This is a genomic window from Paenibacillus sp. JT31N17 (assembly GCF_056269255.1).
Map to the genome: position 1 here is coordinate 1 of NZ_JBWDNP010000002.1, position 23,962 is coordinate 23,962.

The window sequence follows — 23,962 nt, forward strand, 5'->3', positions numbered from 1 at the left end:
TATCGCAAACGGCACGCTCGCGGAGCTGAAAAAGCTGTTCCCGTCCGCAAAGGTGGAGTATGTTGAAAAACAGCCGTCGTTAGAGGAGATCTTCCTCTCCATCGTCGGCAAAAAGGAGGCCATATAAATGGAGACGGCAAAAAATCATTTCTTCACCGATATCAGCGTGATGCTCGGGCGTTCCATGCGCCATATTTTCCGCAGTATGGACACCATCATCACGGTCTGCATCACACCGATTGCGATGATGCTGCTGTTCGTCTATGTGCTTGGCGGCGCCATTCAAACCGGTACGGATAACTATGTGAACTACCTGCTGCCCGGTATCCTGCTGATTGCAATTGCAAGCGGGATATCCTATACGGCTTACCGCCTGTTTTTGGATAAGCAGCGGGGCATCATCGAGCGGTTTCACACCATGCCGATTGCGCGTTCCTCCGTGCTGTGGGGGCATGTGCTGACCTCGCTGGTATCCAACGCCATCTCGGTTGTCTTCATCATTCTAGTAGCGCTCGTTATGGGCTTTCGTTCGCCGGCGGGGATAGGGTCATGGCTTGCTGTAGCCGGAATACTCGTATTGTTTACCCTGGCCTTAACTTGGGTCGCGGCGATTGCCGGGCTGACCGCAAAAACGGTGGAAGGCGCAACCGCCTTTTCCTACCCGATTATCTTCCTGCCGTTTATCAGCTCGGCGTTTGTGCCGACCGAGTCGATGCCGAAGGTCGTCCGCGCCTTTGCCGAGAACCAGCCGGTGACCTCGATCGTGGAGGCTATCCGTGCGCTGCTGTCAGGGCAGCCGGTGGGCAATGAGATATGGGTCGCTCTTGCGTGGTGCGTCGGGATTTTGCTCGTGGCCTATTTCTTTGCAATGAGGGTGTATAAAAAGCGGGTGTGATAATGGTAACATTGAATTTGATGAAATCGAGAATAAACGTCCGATGAGCATAAGGCTCTATGCTAAGTGCGGGGATATATCTTGATTTTGATCACCCAGAACAGGAGGTGAGCTACCATGTGATTGCCAATATTCAGTCTCGTTAATGCATCGAATACACCTTTTTGACAAAGGGCTTTAAGGCATGAATAACAAATGAGAATTGTAGTTTAAAACAATAGGGCTAATAAAAAAGGAAGAGAGGGAAACCAAATGCAAAAGAGTACAACAGAAGATTTTAGTTCGTCGGAAAATATGAAGAATGTGGTTGGCTTCTCCGAAACAGGACTGCGCAGAATGAGAGACGTGCTGGCACGGCATGTCGAGTCCGGGAAGATTCCTGGGCTTGTCGCTCTGGTCAGCCGCGGCGGTGAGACGCATGTCGAAGCGATCGGCACGATGCGCCATGATGGCGGCGCGCCGATGCGCCGGGACACGATCTTCCGAATGGCGTCAACGTCCAAGCCAGTCGCGGTTGCGGCGGCGATGATTTTGCTCGACGAGTGCAGGATACGGCTGGACGACCTGGTAGAGCAGTGGCTGCCTGAACTTTCCAATCGGCAGGTGCTGAAACAACCTGACAGTCCGCTAGATGATACTGTGCCAGCACGGCGGCCGATTACCGTACGGGATCTGCTAACCTCCACGTTCGGGCTCGGTTTGGATTTTACGGCGCTGGGCACTCCGATCATGAACGCGATCCTCGAGAAGAATCTCGCGCTCAATGTACCGCCGATGCCCGATCCGGATGAGTGGATGCGGCGCCTTGGCTCGCTTCCGCTGCAGTACCAGCCCGGAGAACGCTGGCAATACAACATCAGCAACGATCTACTCGGCGTGCTCGTTTCTAGAGTCACGGGCCAGTCGTATGGAACGTTCCTACGCGAACGTATCCTCGATCCGCTGGGCATGAAAGACACCGGTTTCTATGTGCCCGAAAGCAAGATCGACCGGCTGCCGCCCCTCTACGCCCCCGATCCGCAAACCAGAGAGTTCATCGTGTGGGACGAAGCCAAGGGAGGACTCCATAGCCAGCCTCCGGCGTTCGAGAGCGGCGGTGGCGGACTTTCCTCCACCGTCGACGACTATCACGCCTACTTCCGGATGCTGCTGAACAAAGGGATGCACGGGAGCAAACGGATCTTGTCCCGGGCCGCCGTTGAGCTAATGACCTCCAACCGCCTAACGCCCGAGCAACAAGCCGTCCGAAACGAAATGGCTACTAACAACGTCCATATATCATTCGGCCAAGGGCAGCACGGTGGCTGGGGCATGGGGATGGCAGTGCGCACCTACCGCGGCGACTACGCGCCCATCGGCCAGTTCGGCTGGGACGGCGGAAGCGGCACCTCGACCTACGCCGACCCGGAAAATCAGCTCATCGGAATCCTGATCACCCAGGTCGGGATGACCACCCCAGATTCAGCGCGGGTTATCCACGACTTCTGGACCACGGTCTATCAGGCAATCGAAGACTAAAACCGAGACCGCGCCTGATACGCCCGCCCTCAACCCACGACACCCAACGGTCAACCCCTGGCGGCCGATTGGAAGTAAAAGTTGCCTTTGGTACTTTGCTTAGAGCTTCTCAGATTTAAAATTAGCGATTGATCCAGATGAGTTCATTTATAACAATAATGGAGTGGTACGTTCCATTGCTTGATATGTTGTTTTTAAATTAGATAGCTACAATATTGTGATTTATTCCATTCCTGTGTAAAAAACAGACCGATATCTATTTCAAATCGGTCTGTTTTTCATTTATTGGTCAATTAGGGGCTCGTGACGCCCCTCATTATGTAAAAAATGCTCCGCGATAGCGATCAGGTATTTCAGACGTTCCTTGCAAGTGAGTGGCAATTAATAGATCGTGGGGATATTGATATTAATGTACAAACAATCTGCCCCAGCAAGAAGCGTTTTCATTCAAGTCGGGGATGTTTGGCCGGCAGTACGTTTTGGGAAAGAAAGAATGGCAATGTTGCACGTTTAGATGAAAAACAAAGCAAAAACCCACCGTAAGGAAGCCATATGCGGTGGGTTTTTGCTTGTTGCGAAACTTCCGGCACCGAACTCACGGTCAGGATATAATAAAAGATTTTGATCCGACTTCTTCGCCGTCAAGCACATAGAATCACCGTCAAGCTTCCATAAAAGTGTGACATGTTCATCCAATTTAAAATTAAATGTCTCCATTATAAACGCACGCTCCTTTTGTGGTGTGAGATTGACATACAAGAACAAGCAGAGGAGGATTAAAATCAAAACCCCGAACAGATCACATTTAAGTGAGCTCCTCGGGGTTCAATGAAATAAAAAATATAGCTTAATTACCTTAGCTGAAATATTGGATCCTTACGGATTAGCAGTATGCCAGTCCTGCAGCAATTGATTCGTTGAGGCATCAATATTCGAAATTGTCGTTGCCATATCCTGACTGCCGTTGCTGAATTTAATAATTTCATCTTGGACAAGCTGGTCCATATCAGTGAAAGAAGGTACCCATGGTTCTAAATATTTCGTGTAATTTTTAGAATGCTCCATAATGGTTTGGATAATATTAAATTGCGGGTTCTTTTCTAAAAATTGTTTCGTTCCTTCCAGATCCATTGCTTGGTTATTCATTGGATAGTAACCAGTGCTCTTAAACCATTCTGCCGATACTTCAGGTGTAGCTAAATATTTCAGATAATCCCAGGCACCAAGAATGGAATCCTTGTTGCCGCGGTCAAAGAGATAAACGGCGGATCCGCCAACTCCTGTACCTGTAGTGCTGTTTTCATTCAGACGAGGCAATTCCGCTACCCCTACATCAAATAATCCGGCATCAATGATGTTTTTTGTTACACTCCCCATAGATGCAGTGGATGCTGGCATAATGGAATACAACCCGGATTGAAATCCTGCCATCGGAGAAGTATCCGTGTATTCTACACCGCCAGTAGCAAGAACCTTTTGCCATTCTGTTAACAGGGTTTCGAGTGTACCATCACTAGTCATCGAAAGTTTAGTTGGTGTATCTAGATGTCCATCTTCGTTATTGAAAATATATTTGTTCTCGCCTTGCATAGGAATCCATGTTCCGAGCAGGAAGAAACGCAATTTAATACCAATGCCGTAACGAGTAGTTTTATTATTCTCAACGACAGCCAGTTTATCTACCGCTGCAGCCAACTCTTCTAGTGTTGTCGGCGGTGATTCCGGATCTAAGCCCGCTTCTTTGAAGTGATCTTTATTGTAATAGATCATGATCGATGAGTTAGAGAATGGCAAGCCAAGCATCTTATCCTTATACATGGCATATTGCATTGCATTTTGATTCAAATCATTTAAGTTAATCCCTTCAGAATCTTGCTCGATAAAATCTTGAACAGGTACAATATATTCAGAATTTTTTACATCAAAAATTCCTTTAGAGCTTAGCTGCATAATATCCGGCAGTTCCTCTTGAGAATCGGATTGCAGGATCGCCGCTAATTTGGTAGATGCTTCATCATAAGTACCTTGGAAGGTAGGCGTAATCGTGATTCCTTTTTCTTTACCGACCGACTCATTGTACTCTTTTGCAGTTTTATCAATCATTTCTGCAGCCTCACCCGTCATCGAATGCCAAAAGATAACCTCTGTAGGCTTACTTGGCAATAAATTTCCATCTGTTGGAACGACCGATGAGGTTGCTTCTCCCGTAGCTGCGGCATTAGTTGGGGTTGTCGCATTAGTGTTACTGGATGAGTTTGTAGAAGCTCCTGACGTGCATCCCGCAATTAAAGAGAGAACTAATGCAATGCCAAAAACTTTAGATAACCATTTATTCATGTCTGATTAAGCTCCTTGTATATAAGATTTTTAACATTATAATTTAGCTTCATGGGCATGAAATCTGTCGACACAATACTTGCCGATTTGATAAGCATAGCTTGCCGATATATCTTTCAAAGCTTCAGGCATTTGCTTTGTTAAACCATAAATTTCATAAGTAAAATCGCCTGAATAGCCAATGCTCCATAGTGCATCTATAGCCTTTTCCCAGTTAACAGTCCCCATAAAGGGTGTAAAGTGTTGATCAGATATTGCCGTGTTATCATTAACATGAAGAGCAACTAAGCGGTTGCCTAAAACCTTTACCGGACGGGATAAGTCTCGATACATACGATGCCCATGACCAAAATCCCAACATACACCAATTCGCTTATCGTTAAAAGAATCTGCTAATGCTGCTAATTCTTCGGCACGGGCAGAAAATTTACGGTGTTCCGGATATTCAATCATATTTTCAAATGCAATACCAACACCATTTTTAAGAGCCAGTTCAATCGAATCAGCGTAAAACTGATGGTTAAATTGTATACTTGCTTCCTCGTCAAATTCCGTTTCCTCACATTGAGTAAATGGATGAACAACACCCCATGAAACACCCAGCATACTGCTTGCAAGAACACTTCGTTCCATGTGTTTTACGTATAGAAGTCGTTGTTCTTCATTTTTCCAGGTCGGCATATATCCGGGGTTGTAAGGCAAATGGGATTGTGAGAAAGTCACACCGAGTCGTTCCGCTTCATTCCGGATCATATAAATTTCATTTTGCCAATCCTCTTCCCACAGCTCTGTTCGGGTGAAGAAAAATTCGACAAAACTAAAATCCAAAACTTTAAATCCAGCCTGTCTGCAGCGCCTAACAGATTCGATATACGGTGTATGCATACGTCCGTTGCGGCCTTTTCCAAACAAGTTTGTAGATGTCACTAATCTCATAAAATTATTTGGCCTCTCCGGATTTAGGGGATTTACCCAGAGAAAGTAAATATTCCCCAACTTTGTAACAAAATTCAGCAGTCACATTTTTAAGTTCATCCGGCATGTAATTGTTCGTTTTGATCTCATAAACGAAATCGCCCTTATACCCAATCTCTGTAAGCAGCGACATAATCGTTTCCCAATCGATATTCCCTAAGAAAGGCAATAAATGGTCATCTGTCAAACCATAATTATCATCGACATGAAGAGCAATGATTCTTTCACCTAGAAGACGAAGCGGGCGAACTTGGCTTTTATACATGCGGTTTGCATGTCCAATATCCCAACAAACACCTACGTGTGAATCGTTAAAAGAGTCAACTAATGTAATGAGCTCCTCTGCGATTGAACCAAAGCGCCGTTTGATATTTGTATCCACCATATTTTCAAATGCGATATTTACATTCCGTTTTACAGCTTCTTCTACAATAGAATCGTAGAATTGATGGTTCAAATTTAAGTTTGCTTCTTCATTATGCTCTTCAAACACTTGCTCTGTTAAAGGATGAACAACAGCAGCTTTCACACCTAACTCATGGCTTACGATCAGAGAGCGCCAAGTAATTTCATTAAAGAATGCTTCTTCCTCGGAACCTGCCGGGAACAATTTATTTCCGGGCAAATAAGGTAAATGTGATTGAGAGAATTCAACACCCAAATGCTGTGCGGCAATTTTAATTTTTTCAAGCTCGGCTTCCCAATTGGGGCCATTTAATTCGGTTTTATTATGGATCATAGCGCACATATTGAAATCCAGCACAGAGAAGCCTGTATCTTTGCATCTTTGGATAGATTCAATATAGCTGATGTGATCATCGGCGCCTCTTTTTTCTCGAAATAGACTTGTCATTGTTGCTAAACGCATGGTTTTCTCCTCCACTATCTTTAGAATTGTTTAATTGTTCTTCACTTGAACATATGAAAATGAAAGAATACCGCATCGGATAAAAATAGTTATCGAAGTTTTATCGTCATTGCATTGGACTTTATAATTACGAGTCGTACATCGCGTTCCGGACGGGTAACATCACCACCTCCTTAAAAGAATTCTATTTATTTTTAAATTAAGGATCTGACGGAGTTTCGCAAAATAAATGAGGGCTCGATAATTAATGTTACTTCCTGTGCATTTTGCTTTTTGATACGATTAATCATCGTCATGCATGCCATTTCACCCAGTTGTATTTTATGACCATCAATTACGGTTAAAGAAAAGGGAGCATGTGTTGAAAGCAGCGATTCTTCATAACTAATAATTGAAATATCTTTAGGTACAGAAATTCCCTGCTCGTATAAAAAAAGAATGATTCCTGCAGTGATTCCGTCACTTCCGCCAAAAATGGCAGTTGGCTTAATTCCATCATTCCACAATTGTTTCAACGTTTGATATCCACCCAAACCTGTATACGGCGAATGCATGAAATAGATTTGCTCCATGCTGATGCCTAGTTCGGCAACAGCTGCAGCAAAGCCATTTTGTTTGTCTTGAGAAATCGAACTATGTGCTGGACCGCTTATAAATGCTATTTGCTTATGTCCTTGCTCCAACAAATATTTTGCTCCTAAATAACCAACTTTGTTGGCGTTAACAGAAACAGAATCAACCCCTTCTTGATGACGTCCTATAATGACGACATGAATACCTTGCTTAAGGACAAGATTAATAAAGGCATCGTCATATAATCCACCGATTAAAAATACACCGTCTACACGTTTGTTTTTAATTAAATCAGGCAGTTTTGCGTGGCCCGATACTGAGAAGCGTTCAGTAAGCAAGCTGTAATCTGTATTTCTTAAACAAGCGTTGATTCCGTAGGTAACATCATAAAGCAAGGTTTCAGGTACGGAGTCCATAGCATAAGGAAGAGAGGTCTCATCTGAAGTCAAGAAGATCAGCCCCAATGTTTTCGTTCGACTTGTTGTCAATGCCCTTGCGGCCATATTAGGCACATAGCCCAGCTCATTAATCGTTTGCCATACTTTATGTCTCGTTTCTAATTTCACCTTGTCACTTTCGTTAATAACTAGTGAAACTGTACTTTTTGAGACCCCGGCAACTTTTGCGATATCTAAAATGGTTACACTCATCCTCAAGCTCCTTTTATTAGAACGTTCCAAAAACTGTTTTTATCGTAAGGGATGACGATGGAATATTCAAATTAAGATATTGTGTAGATCGAATCGAATTTTTACGAGAAGCATCTTTTGAATATTAAGTATTTATTGATTCGTTGACACCGAATAAAAGCATCCTGTATATTGAATCCCATCGGAGCGGGGTTTATCAAGTGCATTGGATTTTATTTACGGTGTCTACCTTGTCAGGAGTTAGCGAGCTTAAATTTCGGGAGGAAAATTACTCTAAAGAATTGGAACCTTCCAATTTTTCAGGTGATTATGAAGTCAATAACTAGCTGGAGGAAGTTTTTATATGACGTCTTTTACGAATGCTACCAAGAAAACAAACACCTTTCCATCACTGGCGCAGCTGGCAAGACGAAGAAAAAGAATTCAGACCCTTAAAGCTTATTTATTTTTGGCTCCAATAATCCCGTTTATATTAGCATTTGACTACTTTCCGTTTATTCGGACCTTTATTTATAGTCTTTCTACGGTTAATTCACGAGGTGAAATTGTCGATTTTGTTGGATTGCAAAATTACATTAATATTTTAAGCCGTAAGGATTTTGTGAATTCAATTCTCGTTACTTTAAAATTTACGGCGATGTATGTTCCGCTGGCTATTATTTGTCCCTTATTACTAGCGTTGATTGCTTCACAGAAAAAACCTTTTTCTAACGTCTATCAGCTCTTGTATTCCATTCCAATGGCTGTATCCATGGCGGCAACCTGTTTAATATTTGAACACCTTTTGACTCGCAACGGGTTGTTAAATTATATTTTGAATTTATTGGGAGTCGCGAGCGACATCAATTGGTTAGGTGATTCTACATGGGCACTTCCGTCACTCGTGTTGATTTCAGTCTGGACGATGATGGGCTTTGACTTCATGCTGCTGCTTGCTGCTGTTCGTAATGTTCCGCAAGACTTAAGTGAATCGGCCGTTATCGATGGTGCCGGCTATTGGACAAAAACGTTAAAAATAACGATTCCGATGATTACTCCAACGTTGTTTTATGTCGTTTGTACGCAGATTATTGTAGGGTTGACAACCGTAGGGCCCGTTATGATCCTTACCCAAGGAAATCCGCTTGGTCATACCTCTACATTAATTTATTATGTGTATACGTCAGGATTCCGCAGTCTGAATTATACGATTGGCAGTACAGCGAGTATTTGTGCATTTTTGCTTACACTTGTGTTTTTGCTTATTAACTTTTTATATGAAAAAAGAGGGGTTGTTTACGAATGAGAATGCAACGATCATGGAGAACCTCTCTGAACACGGTATTAAGCTTACTTCTTGGATTAATTGTGGCATTCCCTTTGTTTTATGCTATCCTCGCGGGATTTAAAACCGAAGGGGAATTCGGGTCTTTTCCTCCAACCGTATTGCCGGATAGCTTTTCCTATCTAGAAAATTTTAAAGAAGTCCTGTTTAATACGATGATTCCCAGATTCATGTTGAATTCATTTATGATTGCACTAATCGTGACCTTGGTCCGCTTACTGATATCGACCTTAGCCGCATATGCTCTAGCGTTTATAAATTTTCCAGGGCGTAAATTTATGTTTGTTTTCATTCTTGGAACGATGATGATTCCTTCTGAAGCTTTGCTCATTTCGAATTTTATTACGGTTAGTAAATTACATCTGTTGAATAGCTATTTGGGAATCATGATTGTATTCTTTGTTAGTGCTGGACAAGTATTCATGTTTAGACAAGGTTTTAAGACCATATCCGGAACGTTAAGAGAAGCTGCTTTCTTGGATGGCTGCGGTGATTTTAAATTTTATGCAAGCATCTGTATACCCGTATCTGTTCCAATCATAATTTCATTAGGGCTGTCCTCCTTTGTAGGTGTATGGAACTCTTATTTGTGGCCGTTGCTTGTCACTACCAAAGAAGAAATGAGGACCGTACAGGTTGGAATTACCTTATTATCTGCGCATGAAGGCAGCAACAATACACTTGTATTTGCAGGCATTGCCATTATATTGATTCCATCCGTTATCTTTTTTATGATTTTTCAACGCAATATGATTGGTGGTATTTTCAACGGCTCCATAAAAGGTTAACTGGCACCGTTCCATCGTACAAACTAGCTGAAGAGAGAGATGACATATGTGCATGGCAGCAGACTTTGGACAAAAAATTTCATAGCCATTTGCCTTAGCAGTTTTTTTATTTATATAACCGTCTACATGCTCAACACTACGCTCCCGACATTTGTAAAGGAAGTCTTGCACGGCAATCAACAACAAATGGGCTTGGTCATTACACTTTGGTCGGTGGGTGTTATCGCATTTCGTTTATTTTCCGGTCGGTGGATCGAAATGATTGGCTTGAAAAAAACGGCAATTATTTCTTTTTTGTTATTTTTTCTAGCTGTTGCAATTTATTTAGGAGCGTATGGTATTTTATTTCTACTAATAGTACGTTTGATACACGGCGGCAGCTTTGCCGTCGCTGCTACTGCTACAAGTACCTTAGCTGCTGATCTGATTCCAGAATCTCAAAAAGGAGCAGGCATTGGGTACTTTAGTATGTTCATGAGCATTGCCATGGTCATTGGTCCAGCAATTGGAGCCTATGTGATACATGGATATGATAATAGCCAGGCCCTTTTTATCGTTAGCTTGATTTTATCTGGTCTATCCCTGATATGCTTAGTATTTGTTCGTCATTCTCAACAAACTTCTGTAAGACTAATAGCGAATGAAAAAAAGTCCTGGCGTAATTTAATAGAGAAAAAAGTTCTTCCCATTTCATTCGTAGGATTTTTGCTGTCATTTTCCTATAGCTCGTTAACTTCATTTATCTTTTCTTATACAACGGAAATGAATTTAAGCCGCTTCTCGGGTCTGTTTTTTGTTATTTTTGCACTCATCATTATTGTTTCAAGACCGCTTGTCGGTATAGCTTTAGATAAATGGCGAGAGCATTTTATCGTGTATCCGGGGACGATCATCTTTGTCATCGGGGTGATATTGCTAAGTAAATCAGAAACTGGATTTCTGTTATTACTTTCAGCAGCGATTATTGGATTAGGTTATGGAGCACTATTTCCATGCTTTCAGTTATTAGCTATTCAGGCTGTGGCCCTTGAACGTCGAAACATTGCTATTTCGACCTTTTTTTTGTTCTTTGATCTGGGCTTTGGCATTGGATCATTTGTACTTGGATGGATTGCAAGCAAGACAAGTTATCAAAGTATGTATCTTGTTGCAGCAATCGCCGGCTTAGCGTGTAGTGCTGTTTATTTTGCCGTTCATCATTCGTTTCTTAAGAGAGATAAATGAGAAAGCTTGTAATGTGCCATTTTATCAAGAACGAACCAGTTAACCCCGATATCGACTTTATTAAATAACAGAAGTCACATGCTTCACATCATGATTGTGCTGGTGCATCCACCATGGAAGAAGGAAAGAGCCATGAGGAATCAATTCCTCACGGCTCTTTTTGCTCATTCCTATTCACTTCTATAAGGTCAGCGTAAAGCAAAACGGGCTGCCGCTTCATACATCTGACGCCGATGCATATGGGTGCGATACAGGACGATCTCGTCGACCCGCCAACTTGGCGGATCGTTAACATTGCCATAAGCCTGCGGCTGCGTACCGTCATCGGAGTTGTGACCGGGTCCGTTGACAAGCTGGCCGCTCGAATGGTCGGCCCGAAGGAGCTCCGGCGGGCTGAACTGATCCTTGCCTGTGTATTTACGGGCGATGGTGAGATGGGGACTGTAGGGGCGTTTTTCCGCTGCAAAGCCGAGCGGCGCCGTTGCTTCGACGATCATGCGCTGAAGGCTGTACAGCTGCTCGAGTTCGCCGCCGATTCCTGCCCAAAGCACACTTGGCTGCCCGGGTCTGCCGAAGGTTCCCGTATTCCGGAGCGATAAGGTGAATGGCTGGATTCTGCCCGAGCCGGCTGCGGACGCCAGGGCTGCCATCAGTTCAGGGATCAGGACCGGAGCCGTATCGCCCAGAAATTGCAGCGTCACATGAAGGTCTGCCTCGTCTGTCCACTTGCGAAAGGGAAATGATGTACGGATATCTCTCGTCCATGCGCCGATCAATCGTTTCAGTGAATCCGGCAGCGGTACGGCTATAAACAGCCGCTGAGATTCCTTGGTTGGAGCGGTTGTCGGGGTGGTCATTTGGTTCTTCCTCCTTCACGGACAAGTCAGGACTTATCCTTATTTTAACCTAGCCGGCTTTAAAGCAGACACTATGTTGCATGTACAACCTCTTAGCATAGTTTATCATTGTGTGCTGGGTATACAGAAGGAGAAGGGAATAGGGGGATGGTCCCGGTACGACACTTCTGAATGTCTGGACCGAAACATTTACGGTATGGTTGCGTCTTATGACTTGTAAGTAAATGGATCAAGCAAGATTTGGGAGAAGGAGGAATGTTTATGAAAAATTTTATAATGGTCATGTTTATAGGCATATGGTTTGTCAGCGGTTCTCTAACAACTTATGCGGCGGCTGAAGCGGGGGACAAAAAACCGTTAAACGAAGTTTTCGACCAGATTGTTATCGTTCCGTTCGATTATCACAATAAAGCCTTTGCAAACGGACAAAAAACCGACTTCTATCCAGATTATCAAATCGTGCAGAAAGACGGACATATCCTGGTCCCCATTCGATTGATGAGTGATCTGGCAACTCAAGCCAGCCATTATAAGGGCATGTGGGAAGCGGTTTGGCAGCCTCAAGATCCGAATGACGTGCTCTTGAAGAACTCCAGTTTAAACAAGGTCATCAAGTTTACGGTAAACAGCAAAACGATGCTGGTCAATAATCAGCCCCATGCCATCGACGTCGCGCCGCAAAAAATAAACGGGCGAATCGTACTGCCTTTAAGGAGCGCGGCCGAGGCACTGGACAAAAAAATCGATTGGCTGGACGGTCTGATCCTGATCGGAGACGAAAACTTAGATTTGCAGAACCCGCAGACGCTGGCCATCAAGGATCGGATCAAAGCCGAATTGACCGATACGCGCGAACGGGTCGATTACAAGCAAGCCGTTAACCCTATTACGAAGTACGGAAACTCTGTTTACTATTTCAAGCGCAGTTATACAAACAACAGTGAAATACAAGCGTTGTACAAGAAAGCAGACGGACAGAAAGAGGTTCAAGTCCGAATACAGGGAAATGCCATATTTGACTTTGCGAACGTGATCGATGACGAGCTTTATTACATATCCATGGTTAATAACAAGGCCGAGCTGGATGCATTCAATTTTGCCGAAAATAAATCAAGGAAAATCTGTGCAGTCGAGCAGTGGAGGCCAGGGGACGGATGGCTGGTGAGTATTGAGAAAATCGACAATGAATTGTATGTCAACCTGCATTCCGGGGATTTGACGATGGGAAGCGAGACGTTGTATAAGGTTGATCATGGCGCTCTGAAAAACGTTGCAGGTGCAAAAAGCTTTATCCGTTTTATAAAAGAAGGTGACTATATATACCAAACGGATTTCGCGCCAATGAACGGCGGAGCCGATAATTTAAATCGGGTCGATACGAAGACGGGAGAAGCTTTATCTATAGGAGAACCGGGGTTTGCCTACGGAATCAACCGGACGATAGACGACCGGGGCATCAGTTTTGGGACGAGCCGTGCCATGTATATTAAAGACGGTTACCTGTATACGTTGGGCTATAAAGAAAGCGATCCTAAAGACGTAAGCTCGGTGTACAAAATCAATTTGGCCAACCAGACCCAGGTCAAGCTAAGCTCTCCGGCAAATGAATTCTGGATGGCGGACAACCGGATTTATTATACCGACTCAAGCACAGGCTATTTGGGAAGTGTCGACTTGAATGGAAACAACAATCAGATTCTGGTTAAAAGAGAACTGATGCAGGCGCAGTTCTTTAACGGGAGTCTCTACTACACTGCAAGTGAGAATACGAAAGACAGCTCCGTCCTGGGAGAATTATACCGATATGATACTTCGAATGGGCGGGAAGTCAAATTAAGCGATAAATCGGTCAGTTCGTACTATGCGGGGAGTGCCGGTGTTTATTATCTGTCCAATGGCTATGACTTGGGATTATACAAGATCGATGCAGCCGGCCGCAATGTTCGTCTGGTTAAGGACACCATAGATTCTGCGGTATTAACGGATGAGGGGATAGTTTATACGATGGCTTATAAGGAGGGGATATATTCGGCAAAGTAGCATATCGTACGAAATCGCTATTCGTGTAAAATAAGCGGCATTGGGGGAATGTTGTATGAATACTCGCATCCAAATCAGACAAATGAAAAATGAAGATATTGGCGTGGTTTTCCAAACACTTGAACACCATAATATCGGGAAACCAATGGACTATATAAAAAGGTGCTGGGAAGAGAATAAATCTGGGGAGCGGATCACGCTTGTTGCTTTATATGATCAGAATTTCGCTGGATGGCTGCATCTTCTGTCCCAATCATATTATCCGTATTTCGCAGACAAGGGGATTCCGGAGATCAATAATCTGGATGTTATTCCCTCTCAACGCCGACAAGGCATCGGCAACGCATTAATGGATGCGATTGAACAAATTGCCTTCGATACATATGGTATTGTCGGAATCGGTGTTGGACTCTATTATGATTACGGCAATGCACAGCGGCTTTATGCAAAGCGGGGATACATCCCTGATGGAAGAGGAATATTTTACGAAGGCCAACAGGTGGAGCCAGGTAGTTTTGTTCGAGTCGGACACGATCTGGCCCTGTATTTGACAAAAGATCGAACGGTTTAAAAAGCGTGGGATTATTTGAATTGAAGTGTGAGTCCATCCTGTAAGGGATGGACTTTATTACAATTTTTCTGCTGCGGCAGGAGAAGTGGAAGTGGTTTTAATATGTTGAAACTACTGAGAAAAATTAATCTGTGGGCGTTTTGGTTTTCTTTATTATGCTGGTTATTTTTCATGATGTTATTTAAGCGTAATTTTGCTCAACCAATTGAAAATGTAACGGGGATAGATCCTTGGTTTATTCTATTAGCATTGTCAGGACTAAGTATTACGATGGGGGCATTCGGAATATCCGGTATTAACGGTTGGCTTTCTGTTATAAGAGGGATAGTAACAATGGTGATATCTATCCTGCTATTTTTTATTACCGTATTTATTGTGTGCATAGGCGGGCTTATTAAGAGGTTCTAAAGGCCCATTTTAAATAGTGGATCAAACTCTTGTTTAAGTACAAGGTTTTCTATAAACTTACAATAGATGTAATTTGTATAATAAAGCAATCATTTTCAAAATATGGTTTTTTCCTAAAGTCAAGGGAGGCAGTCTATGACAAGCTGGAAAAGCATCAAGCGCAGTTTTTGTCTTATCGTTATATTTATTCTGAGCCCAAGCCTTTTTCTTTTATTTCAAGGAACAGCGCAGGCCGCTTTCGATGATCGTTTCCAGTTTGAAAGTCCGTATTATGGGGTCAACGAGTCGGATGGTTCTGTTACATTAACGGTTTATCGCAAAGACCATATTGAGGAGAGCGCAGATGTGAAATACCGGCTCACCTTTTCAGGAGAGCAAGCAGCCGAGCCCGGACTTGATTTCGCCGCGGAGGAAACCCGAGGGACTGTGGCGTTTGCAGCGGGAGAAATAACGAAGACGATCACTATTCCAATCATCGACGATGAGATTGAAGAGTCTACATATGGCGCACCGGGATACAGGAATGTCCTTGGTGAATACTTTGGGATTGAATTGTACCAGATGACGAACGGATTTGAGACGCCGGCCATCGCACATATCATCATATGGGACAATGATCAAGAGCAGCAGGAAGCGGAACCTTTCTTCAGGCTCAATGCTTTCAGTCCGGAAGTGGGTGAGAGGGATGGCTTGGCAAGCGTGTATATTCAAAGAATGGGAAACGCTGACGGTGCTGTGACTGTTGATTATGAAGCTGTAGCAGTGACGGGACCGATTTCAGGCAGAAATCCGGCGATTGCGAATGAAGACTTTACCCCGGCGAGAGGAGTTGTGACCTTTGCTGACGGGGAATGGTGGAAGCGGATCGACGTGCCTGTTATCACCGATTCCATTGAGGAAGGGAAAGAAGTCTTCCGCGTTGCGCTCCTTAATCAAATTGCTGGTCCGCCTCATGAATCGGACTGGTGGGAGTACAATCTATTTATTGAGAATAACAAGTCGTCCGAACCGCCTGCCATACCGAATACGCTAACCTTTTATAAGACCGGTTTTTTTGTTTCGGAAAATGCAGGTAGCAGCATCATTACGGTTACCAGGGATTACCCAACGAGCGATGTCCTCACCATTGATTATGCGACGAGGGACGAAGATTCAGCGCTTAGCGGCAGCGATTATGAAGCTGTCAGGGGAACGCTCACCTTTGGTCCCGGGGAGACGGAGAAAAATGTCCTTGTGCCGATCATCGATGATCACATTATAGAAGGCGATGAATATTTCTTTTTTAACATTTTCAACCCGGTTGGCGCAGAGGTGTACACCCCTCAGCGTGGGGATGGCATCTTTATCGTTGATAATGATATGACCAAATTATCCTTCCAAGCCACTCAATACAATGTCATCGAGGAGGATAAAACCGCGCAGCTGACCGTTGTTCGTACAGGTAGTGTCGAAGGGGATGTTTCTGTCCAACTGGCTGTGGAATCCGTGACGGCGCAGCAGAACTCAGATTTCACACTAGGGTCGCAAATATTAACTTTCAAATCCGGGGAGAGAACGAAAACAATTGCCATAAAGCTGATTGATGATGCACGCATAGAGTACAGGGAGACTTTCATCGTGAAGCTAACCAATCCGGCTCCCGGTACAGGTGTCTCCTTTGGCACACAGGCGGCGGAGGTCGTCATTTATGATAAAGATCATTTGAAGAATTAAACCTAAGTTGAGAATGAACAGAAACATTGAGAAATAGGGGACCCGCCGGACTAGCAAAGCATGATAACTCGACAAGGGAGGGCCATGATGGTCCTTGAATTAGGAGGAGATTATGAGTTTTAAGGCGCAGACAGCTTATTCAGAAAATATGGTAAATGGAAGAAAAATGCTGCGATTACTGGTCACCGGAATGTCCGGAGTTGGAAAGTCGACTGCTTTGGAGAAACTCGGTGAACGAGGCCACCGGGTAGTGGATACAGACAGCGACGAGTGGAGCCAATGGGTCCATCTGCCTGATGGTTCCAGCGACTGGGTCTGGCGCGAAGATGCGATTAAAGAACTTCTGACCGGACACCAGGAAGGCAAACTCTTCATTGCCGGCTGCAAGTCAAATCAGGGAAAGTTTTACTCATTATTCGACCATGTGGTTTTGCTTAGCGCGCCTGCCGATGTAATACTTGCGCGGATAGCCGATCGGGTTAACAACAACTTCGGGAAAAGCCCCGAAGAGCGAGACCTTATCCTGCATCATCTTACTGAAGTCGAACCCCGATTACGGGCAACAGCAACTACTGTGATCGATGCCTCTGCACCGTTAGACGAGGTCGTTCTGCAACTGGAGTTACTGGATTAGGAGCGAGAAGGAGCACGGCCGCGCAGTCAAAGCAGCTCGTGAGGAGCTGTTCCGCGTCCAGTCGTAAAATTTGCCGAGAGTACGAACGTTTAATCATGATGATAATGAAAAATGAAAATCTTGAATCGTCGAACATTGAATTTTTCCGATAAGCTGTCAAGGCAATCCTATCTCTTCCATAATGTTTTTTAATACAAGCAGATTATTCTTTACTTCATTTTGTATATTTCCCTTTAAAAGCTTAAGCAACACGCCGCTAATACCGTTCGGCTTCATTGTCGCATAATTGGCCAGCAACGTTTTATTTCCCAGTTGCTTGAGTTCATAGTTCATTTCATAAGAAAATCTGACTCCGGTCGCTTGAAATTGCAGAAATTTGTTTTTTTGAGCCTTAATGATAGTGATCGTTTCTATTTCTGCATGTTGACCTAAATTCCTTACTAACCTGTAGGTATCCTTGTGATCTTCTACCGCCTCTACACGAATAACTGCATAATTCCAAATTGAAAAGTTCTCCATTTTACTCAGATAGTCATAAATTTGATCCACACTGCTGTCCATAATAATTTCATTGCTAAATGAAATTTCCAACGCTGACTCCTCCTTGTTTTTCAAGTTATTATTTGAGGCGCAATCTCGGGATCGTGATTGACAATGACCATTCTGCAATCGTCCCGTTTGGAAAACTCGCCCAGCCACGTTAGAGATTTATCCGCTTCTTCCATGCTTGTCGTCACACCTGGCAGTACATGTTGTTCCCACGATTTTCTGGCATATCCGACATCGCTGCCAAGCAAGACCCAGCCATCATCGGTTTTGACAAGTAAAGAGACCATGCCTGCACTATGTCCAGGTGTCAGTATGAGGTAGATTGAACCATCCCCGAACAAATCCAAACCTTTCTTGTAGGGACCGTGAGGAATAGATTTCATATCGAACTTTTCCATGTTTACACCTTCCCACATGGATTTAATATAGTTGCGGTCTTTTAGCGCCGCCTTCCACTCCAAATCCGAAACAATAATGCGTTTTGCACCGCTAACATGTTTAATTCCGCTGACATGGTCGGAATGCAGATGAGTCATAATGACAAGATCAAGATCCTTATCCGTATACCCCAAACGCTGCAGTTGTTCCCTTATGGATTGTCCTGGGGGCAATACTCCAGAGATCATAGTGCTTGTCAAGAAGCCGAGATGTTTGCGCACGTTCACGCGCATATCTTCATGCCAGCCGGCATCGACCAAAATGAGTCCCTTCGGGTGCTCAATCAAATAGGCAGAAACGGGAACCCACATTCTCCAGCTATTGGGACGCAGCCAACCCGAGAAAGGCAAGGGGTGAAGTGTTTTCTCCTTAAACGGCAACGCGCGATCAACATTGACGCTTCCCGTGTGCAGAACGTGAATTTTAATTTGGCTCATGTTTTTTCTCCTCATAATTAAATGATGTGTCATCTATATCCCGATAATAAGTGATACGTCATCTATTGTCAAGGAAAATTCTGCACGGTAACGCCCACAATCGATCCTGATTGGGAAATTGCATCCCTCTATCTATTAAATTACGGAGGAGTATAGGTCTAATCTGGTAAAATATGATTGAGGAATGGAGTCATCAATGGAGGAATCCATATAGATGCTGATCTAGAAACTGTATGTCTGGCCTGTGATAATGGCTCGTTGCTAATGATGAGTAACATACAAGGAGGAATATAATGTACGGGAAGAATGACTATAAGATATTGCGCAAGTCATTTGAACAATCCGCGAGCCTTTATCAGCAGGCGCGTCCGGATTACCCGGAAGAATTGTTCGATGATTTAATTCATGCGGCGGATTTGCATCTAGGCGATCGTTTGTTGGAAGTGGGTTGTGCTACAGGAAAGGCTACTCTTCCGTTAGCCAAGCGCGGATTTAAAATTACGTGCGTAGAACTTGGCGCTGAGCTCGCTGCAGTTGCCCGTCAAAACCTTGTCGGAATGGACGTTGACATAATCACGGGAAGTATCGAGGACTGGCAACCAGAGACGAAGAAAGGGTTTGATCTGCTATTCGCTGCAACCGCTTGGAAGTGGGTTGATCCCGAAGTTCGATACCTCAAGGCATGGCAAATCCTTCGTCCAGGCGGACATCTGGCATTTTGGAACGCAGATCACGTTTTTCGGGATGGCGGGGACCCATTCTTCCGTGAAATTCAAGCCGTTTACCATGAGATCGGCGAGGGTAAATCGGTAGACAACAACGAATGGCCGCGGCCAGGCGAGCTGCACGAGCAAAGAGACGAGATTGAGAAAAGCGGGCTGTTTGAGGTGGTTCACGTTCGACACTTCGATTGGGAGCGTATTTATCATGTTGATGAGTACATTAAACTGCTCGAAACTTTCTCCGGACACATACTTATGGAGGAATGGAAACGCGACAAGCTCTTCAACGAAATTCGAGTTCGCCTTAATAGCCGTCCAGAAAAGTCGGTTCACCGCCACTGGGGCGCTGTTCTCCATGTCGCCCGTCGAAAGGATTGGGCGTTTGTGAAAGAGTTGGAACGAAAAGCATTGCATTGGTACAAAGCGGGCAAGGAACATGAAGCTGACGAAGCACGATAGCACAATGCCGGGCTGCCGGGCAGCAGCCCTTTCATCAGGCTAACGACATTGCTTTCAACTGATGGAAAGCGATATATCTCTGAATATAGAAAAAGGCCGAACGTTTTAAACGTTCGGCCTTTTTCTATTCGTTCACAAATTGGTTTAAAAGCTTTAGGATGACATCGCGCTTTACAGGCTTGCTTACATACTCGTCCATCCCCGCAGCTATGCACTTTTCCCGGTCGCCCTTTAGGGCATTGGCTGTGACTGCGACGATGCGGGGACTTTGCTCCTTGAGCTCTTCTTTTATCTTCTTCGCTGCATCCAGGCCGTTCACAATCGGCATGTGCAGATCCATGAAGATGAGATCAAACGGCTCTTTGCGCGTTGCTTCGACAACATCGATGCCGTTTGTGACATTGGTAACCGTATGCCCCATTTTTTCAAGCATTTTCGTCAGTACCAGCTGATTGATGGGATTGTCTTCAGCAACCAATATGTTCGCCTTGCGTGACGTTTGATGCATTTGCATGCACACATCTTCACGGTTGGGTTTCGATGATTGCTTTAGCGGGATGGTAAAGGTAAACGTCGAGCCGCTCTTACCGTCACTCTCAGCGTAAATCTCACCATCCATCATCTCGGCGATTTTGCGGCTGATGGCAAGACCAAGTCCAGTTCCTTCGTGTCTGCGCACCATAAAACTGTCAAGCTGCGCAAACGGTTCAAAAATGTCATTAAGACGCTGAGGATCTATCCCGATGCCTGTATCCGTTACAATAAAGGCCAACCGGGGAGGACTTTCCTTCACTCGCATCACCTTAACCGAAATGCTGCCCTTGATTGTAAATTTGACGGCATTTCCGAGTAGGTTTAGGAGCACCTGTTTCAAGCGATCGGCATCGCAGTAAATAAAATCGGGAACATCGTGATTGACGGTGTAGGAGAGCTCCAGTTGCTTTTCATCGGCTCTCGTGGAAATGACGCCGAAGCTCTCCTTGATGCTGTTGCGCAGATCTACGGTATCCTCTTGCAGTTCACTTCGGCCTGCCTCGATTTTGGAAAGATCAAGGATGTCATTAATAATGTTGAGCAGGGTTTCCCCGCTTTTCCTGATGATCTCCAGATAGCCTCGCTGCTCGTCATTTAAATCCGTGGAATCAAGCAAAATATCCGTCATTCCCACCACCCCATTCATGGGGGTGCGAATTTCATGGCTCATCATAGCCAGAAACTCGCTCTTGGCTTTGTTCGTGGACTCAGCTGTCTCCTTTGCCAGCATCAGCTGCTTCTGCTCGGAGATATCCTTGCAGATGAGGTAGAACCCGATATTTTTCTGGTTCACAAAAATCGGTGCAAGACTCGTAAGCACTTCGACGACTTCATCGTCTTTGGTGACAATCGTGTCAATTTGCTGTTCAATCGTATTATCGTTAAGCGCCTTTTCTAAAATGAGGTTCACATTAGCCTGCCCAATTAAATTCGAAAGCTCCATCCCGATTAGATCCGTGTGGACCTGGTAGCCTGTCAACTTTTCCGCCATCGAGTTGGCATTAATGATAATGCCGTTGAGGCCAAAGGAAATAACAGCGTCGTGGTTGTATTTTTTGAGCGACGTGTACCGTTCAACGGATTCCTGCAGCCGCTGTTCTGATTCTTTTTGCTTGGTAATGTCAATCATTTGGACAATGTAATATATCGGCTGGTTCGCCTCGTTGCAGAACAATTTGACGGAGAGCAGTCCCCACAACGCGTCGCCGTTCTTTTTGATATACCGCTTCTCGAGCTGTACCTCCCTATTATCATCTCCCATCAGCGCCTTGAGATTGTCAAAGCTTGCCATCTCATCATCGGGGTGAGAGAGAGCGCCAAAAAACTTGTTTTCAAACTCAGCACTGGTATGGCCAAAGATTCTCTCAAAGGCAGGGTTAACTGTCAAAATCAAGCCGTCTGGCGCAACAAGGGCAATTCCGAACGAAGCATGCTCAAACACTTGCTGATTGAAGGCTTCCTGGTTCAGGTTTACGCGGTGCATGGCTAACCTCCGTATAAGTATAGGAACTGGATACGTAAAAATAGACCCCCATTTTTGAAGGTCTTATCAATTCATAAACAAAATGGTTTCTGCAATATAGATTACCCGCCTGCTAGCTTATTTAAACAGGTCACGCTAACCTGGAATTACAACAACAAAGCTTTCTGCTTTCAAGATACAGCTATCAATTTAACGGGCACATTGCTTCAACTAATGCAAAATGATCGATTAAAACCTCCCATTTGATGCAAATCTGTATTAATAGGTCTAACTCTCGCTAAAGAAGCTGGTGGCTGAACGGGGTGTCTTGAAATTAGTGAGGTCCATTTACAATTGTTAAAGGAGCACCTGGCTAAACAACGTTAGTCAAAGTCTGTTGATGTAGCGAGAGCTTCCCATGCTGCCAAATCCCGTTGAACGCTTTCGATCTTGGTGCGGGCGACTTCGTAAGCATCCTTTCCAAGAAACAGATGCAGCGGCGGATGTTCGGACTCCGCTGCGCGAATCAGCACATCCATCCCTTTTTTCGGATCACCCGGTTGATTCTGATCGTATTGTTTGAGGGCGGATTCCTGGGCTTCCCGGAGGGGAACATAATCATCGATAAGATGGGTCGAACTCGTTTTCAAGGATACTGGGGATAAAAATTGGGTGCGAAAGTATCCGGGCTTCACGGCCGTTACATGAATCCCGAAAGGCTGAACGTCCTGAGCCAGCGCTTCGCTCATTCCGTCTATGGCAAATTTGGTGGCCGCGTAAATGGCGCTTCCGCCGAACCCGTAAAAGCCGGCTGTAGATGAGAAGTTGATAATATGTCCCGACCTCTGTTTTCGGAGCTGAGGCAGCGCCTGACGCACCACATTAAAGGTTCCGAACACGTTGACTTCGAAATTTTGCCTGGAGGTGGCATCAGGAATTTCCTCGAAGGGTCCGACCTGCCCGTAACCCGCATTATTAACGACCACATCCAATCGACCAAACCGATCGACCGTTGCGGATAACGCTCTTTTAACATCATTCTCATCCGACAAGTTCATCTCCAATGGAAGAAAATGATTGTTTTCACCCACAGCCCGCTGAAGATCTTGGGCGGTTCTCGACGTCGCTGCGACGTTGTATCCTCTTGCCAGCAGCGTTTTAACCAACGTCAGCCCCATGCCCTTGGATGCACCCGTAACGAACCAGATTTTTTTCGTACTCAATTGAATTTCCCCTTTCCAAGCAATGAATTTGTCAAGCTATTAGAGCTATCAACAGCATACAGGCTAGAGTCCTGTCTAAGTCAAACAACTGAACCTCGATATCGGCGTATAACACATCGCCCCGTTCGGCGAATCCACAAATTTACCGGTTGAGTTTGCCCCACGGCTGAGCTTGCTGAGTTGCTGCCGGACATCGTTCGCATGTGCGCCATCGTCCTCGCGAACGGCTCTTTATAGTTAAAACGGGGATGTTAAGGTAAAATATCTTAGAGTAACTCTAATCCATAACAAGGATGTGCGGACATATGGCCTACACGATTAAGGAAGTTTCCGAGAAAACGGGAGTTTCCCGTTATACTTTACGCTTCTATGAAAAAGAAAGCGTGCTGCCCCATGTTAGGCGGGACGACAACGGAGTGCGTTTGTATACTGAATCTGATATCGACTGGATTGAAACGGTGCAGGTCCTCCGTTCAACGGGCTTGCCACTCGCGGAAATAAAGGAGTATGTTGAGCTGTACAAGGGAGGGCGCAAGACGCTGCAACAGCGCAGAACGTTGATGATGCGTCAAAAAAACAAAGTAGAGGAGCAAATTTCACTTTTTATCAAAACCTTAGAAAAGATAAATTACAAGCTTGCATTATTTGACGCCCAGGAAGAGAAGCTTGTGAATCTGCCGCAGACAAAATGAAAGAAAAAATTTCTCTGATTCGATAATGGAAGCCGCGCGTCTGCGGCTTTTTTTATGTTTGGTTGCATATC

22 protein-coding genes and 1 pseudogene are annotated in these 23,962 nt (G+C 44.7%); 13 read left to right on the plus strand and 10 right to left on the minus strand.

What is annotated here, in order from left to right; genetic code table 11:
• From AC0YOB_RS07685 to AC0YOB_RS07695, 3 genes and pseudogenes are all read left to right on the plus strand, one after another.
• Positions 1–127, plus strand: a pseudogene (locus AC0YOB_RS07685) (ABC transporter ATP-binding protein); the annotation flags it as partial.
• Positions 128–895, plus strand: a complete 768-nt coding sequence (locus AC0YOB_RS07690; protein WP_475792344.1) for an ABC transporter permease — start codon at positions 128–130, stop codon at positions 893–895. It begins immediately after the preceding pseudogene.
• 252 nt (positions 896–1,147) lie between these two features.
• On the plus strand, positions 1,148–2,413 hold the full coding sequence (locus AC0YOB_RS07695; protein ID WP_475792345.1) for a serine hydrolase domain-containing protein: 1,266 nt from the start codon (positions 1,148–1,150) through the stop codon (positions 2,411–2,413).
• Positions 2,414–2,923: 510 nt separating this feature from the next.
• Here AC0YOB_RS07695 and AC0YOB_RS07700 read toward each other — a convergent pair.
• The 5 genes from AC0YOB_RS07700 to AC0YOB_RS07720 all read right to left on the minus strand — a co-directional run bounded on the left by AC0YOB_RS07700 (position 2,924) and on the right by AC0YOB_RS07720 (position 7,816).
• The gene (locus tag AC0YOB_RS07700) at positions 2,924–3,130 is read right to left on the minus strand and encodes a hypothetical protein (protein WP_475792346.1); all 207 of its coding nucleotides are present in this window, start codon (positions 3,128–3,130) and stop codon (positions 2,924–2,926) included.
• Between the two features lie 159 nt (positions 3,131–3,289).
• Positions 3,290–4,750 (minus strand): ABC transporter substrate-binding protein, encoded by a 1,461-nt coding sequence (locus AC0YOB_RS07705; protein WP_475792347.1) that lies wholly within the window; start codon positions 4,748–4,750, stop codon positions 3,290–3,292.
• Positions 4,751–4,786: 36 nt separating this feature from the next.
• Positions 4,787–5,686 (minus strand): sugar phosphate isomerase/epimerase family protein, encoded by a 900-nt coding sequence (locus AC0YOB_RS07710; protein ID WP_475792348.1) that lies wholly within the window; start codon positions 5,684–5,686, stop codon positions 4,787–4,789.
• Between the two features lie 4 nt (positions 5,687–5,690).
• Complete coding sequence (locus AC0YOB_RS07715; protein ID WP_475792349.1) at positions 5,691–6,593, minus strand: sugar phosphate isomerase/epimerase family protein; 903 nt, start codon at positions 6,591–6,593, stop codon at positions 5,691–5,693.
• 194 nt (positions 6,594–6,787) lie between these two features.
• Positions 6,788–7,816 (minus strand): LacI family DNA-binding transcriptional regulator, encoded by a 1,029-nt coding sequence (locus tag AC0YOB_RS07720; protein ID WP_475792350.1) that lies wholly within the window; start codon positions 7,814–7,816, stop codon positions 6,788–6,790.
• Positions 7,817–8,159: 343 nt separating this feature from the next.
• On the opposite strand from AC0YOB_RS07720, the gene AC0YOB_RS07725 reads away from it, so the two are divergent.
• From AC0YOB_RS07725 to AC0YOB_RS07735, 3 genes are read left to right on the plus strand one after another with little or no spacing between them, the layout of a single operon-like run.
• The gene (locus AC0YOB_RS07725; protein WP_475792351.1) at positions 8,160–9,101 is read left to right on the plus strand and encodes a carbohydrate ABC transporter permease; all 942 of its coding nucleotides are present in this window, start codon (positions 8,160–8,162) and stop codon (positions 9,099–9,101) included.
• A complete protein-coding gene (locus tag AC0YOB_RS07730) occupies positions 9,098–9,928 on the plus strand; it encodes a carbohydrate ABC transporter permease (protein ID WP_475792352.1) in 831 nt (276 codons plus the stop codon). The genes AC0YOB_RS07725 and AC0YOB_RS07730 overlap by 4 nt, the downstream gene beginning before the upstream one ends.
• Positions 9,929–9,976: 48 nt before the next feature.
• Positions 9,977–11,152 (plus strand): MFS transporter, encoded by a 1,176-nt coding sequence (locus AC0YOB_RS07735; RefSeq protein ID WP_475792353.1) that lies wholly within the window; start codon positions 9,977–9,979, stop codon positions 11,150–11,152.
• Positions 11,153–11,340: 188 nt separating this feature from the next.
• Here AC0YOB_RS07735 and thpR read toward each other — a convergent pair whose 3' ends face one another.
• Positions 11,341–12,009 (minus strand): RNA 2',3'-cyclic phosphodiesterase, encoded by a 669-nt coding sequence (thpR, locus tag AC0YOB_RS07740; protein ID WP_475792354.1) that lies wholly within the window; start codon positions 12,007–12,009, stop codon positions 11,341–11,343.
• Positions 12,010–12,270: 261 nt separating this feature from the next.
• Between thpR and AC0YOB_RS07745 the strand changes: the two genes are divergently transcribed.
• From AC0YOB_RS07745 to AC0YOB_RS07765, 5 genes are all read left to right on the plus strand, one after another.
• Entirely contained in the window at positions 12,271–14,049 is a 1,779-nt protein-coding gene (locus AC0YOB_RS07745) for a DUF5050 domain-containing protein (RefSeq protein ID WP_475792355.1), read from the plus strand.
• 55 nt (positions 14,050–14,104) lie between these two features.
• Positions 14,105–14,620 (plus strand): GNAT family N-acetyltransferase, encoded by a 516-nt coding sequence (locus AC0YOB_RS07750; protein ID WP_475792356.1) that lies wholly within the window; start codon positions 14,105–14,107, stop codon positions 14,618–14,620.
• 102 nt (positions 14,621–14,722) lie between these two features.
• Positions 14,723–15,028 carry a hypothetical protein gene (locus AC0YOB_RS07755; RefSeq protein ID WP_475792357.1) on the plus strand — a complete coding sequence of 102 codons (306 nt, stop codon included), beginning with the start codon at positions 14,723–14,725 and terminating at the stop codon, positions 15,026–15,028.
• Positions 15,029–15,163: 135 nt separating this feature from the next.
• Positions 15,164–16,741: a Calx-beta domain-containing protein gene (locus AC0YOB_RS07760; protein ID WP_475792358.1), complete on the plus strand. Its 1,578-nt coding sequence runs from the start codon at positions 15,164–15,166 to the stop codon at positions 16,739–16,741.
• 112 nt (positions 16,742–16,853) lie between these two features.
• Positions 16,854–17,375 carry an AAA family ATPase gene (locus AC0YOB_RS07765; RefSeq protein ID WP_475792359.1) on the plus strand — a complete coding sequence of 174 codons (522 nt, stop codon included), beginning with the start codon at positions 16,854–16,856 and terminating at the stop codon, positions 17,373–17,375.
• Positions 17,376–17,531: 156 nt separating this feature from the next.
• Here AC0YOB_RS07765 and AC0YOB_RS07770 read toward each other — a convergent pair whose 3' ends face one another.
• Both AC0YOB_RS07770 and AC0YOB_RS07775 read right to left on the minus strand, forming a co-directional pair.
• Positions 17,532–17,966 carry an SRPBCC family protein gene (locus AC0YOB_RS07770; RefSeq protein WP_475792360.1) on the minus strand — a complete coding sequence of 145 codons (435 nt, stop codon included), beginning with the start codon at positions 17,964–17,966 and terminating at the stop codon, positions 17,532–17,534.
• Positions 17,967–17,986: 20 nt separating this feature from the next.
• Positions 17,987–18,799: an N-acyl homoserine lactonase family protein gene (locus AC0YOB_RS07775; RefSeq protein WP_475792361.1), complete on the minus strand. Its 813-nt coding sequence runs from the start codon at positions 18,797–18,799 to the stop codon at positions 17,987–17,989.
• A 293-nt stretch (positions 18,800–19,092) separates the two neighbouring features.
• Between AC0YOB_RS07775 and AC0YOB_RS07780 the strand changes: the two genes are divergently transcribed.
• Positions 19,093–19,980, plus strand: a complete 888-nt coding sequence (locus tag AC0YOB_RS07780; protein ID WP_475792362.1) for a class I SAM-dependent methyltransferase — start codon at positions 19,093–19,095, stop codon at positions 19,978–19,980.
• 124 nt (positions 19,981–20,104) lie between these two features.
• On the opposite strand, the gene AC0YOB_RS07785 is transcribed toward AC0YOB_RS07780, so the two are convergent.
• Both AC0YOB_RS07785 and AC0YOB_RS07790 read right to left on the minus strand, forming a co-directional pair.
• Entirely contained in the window at positions 20,105–21,997 is a 1,893-nt protein-coding gene (locus AC0YOB_RS07785; protein WP_475792363.1) for a PAS domain S-box protein, read from the minus strand.
• A 362-nt stretch (positions 21,998–22,359) separates the two neighbouring features.
• On the minus strand, positions 22,360–23,199 hold the full coding sequence (locus AC0YOB_RS07790) for an SDR family NAD(P)-dependent oxidoreductase (protein ID WP_475792364.1): 840 nt from the start codon (positions 23,197–23,199) through the stop codon (positions 22,360–22,362).
• A gap of 305 nt (positions 23,200–23,504) precedes the next feature.
• On the opposite strand from AC0YOB_RS07790, the gene AC0YOB_RS07795 reads away from it, so the two are divergent.
• Complete coding sequence (locus AC0YOB_RS07795; RefSeq protein WP_475792365.1) at positions 23,505–23,891, plus strand: MerR family transcriptional regulator; 387 nt, start codon at positions 23,505–23,507, stop codon at positions 23,889–23,891.
• The last annotated feature ends 71 nt before the right edge of the window (positions 23,892–23,962 follow it).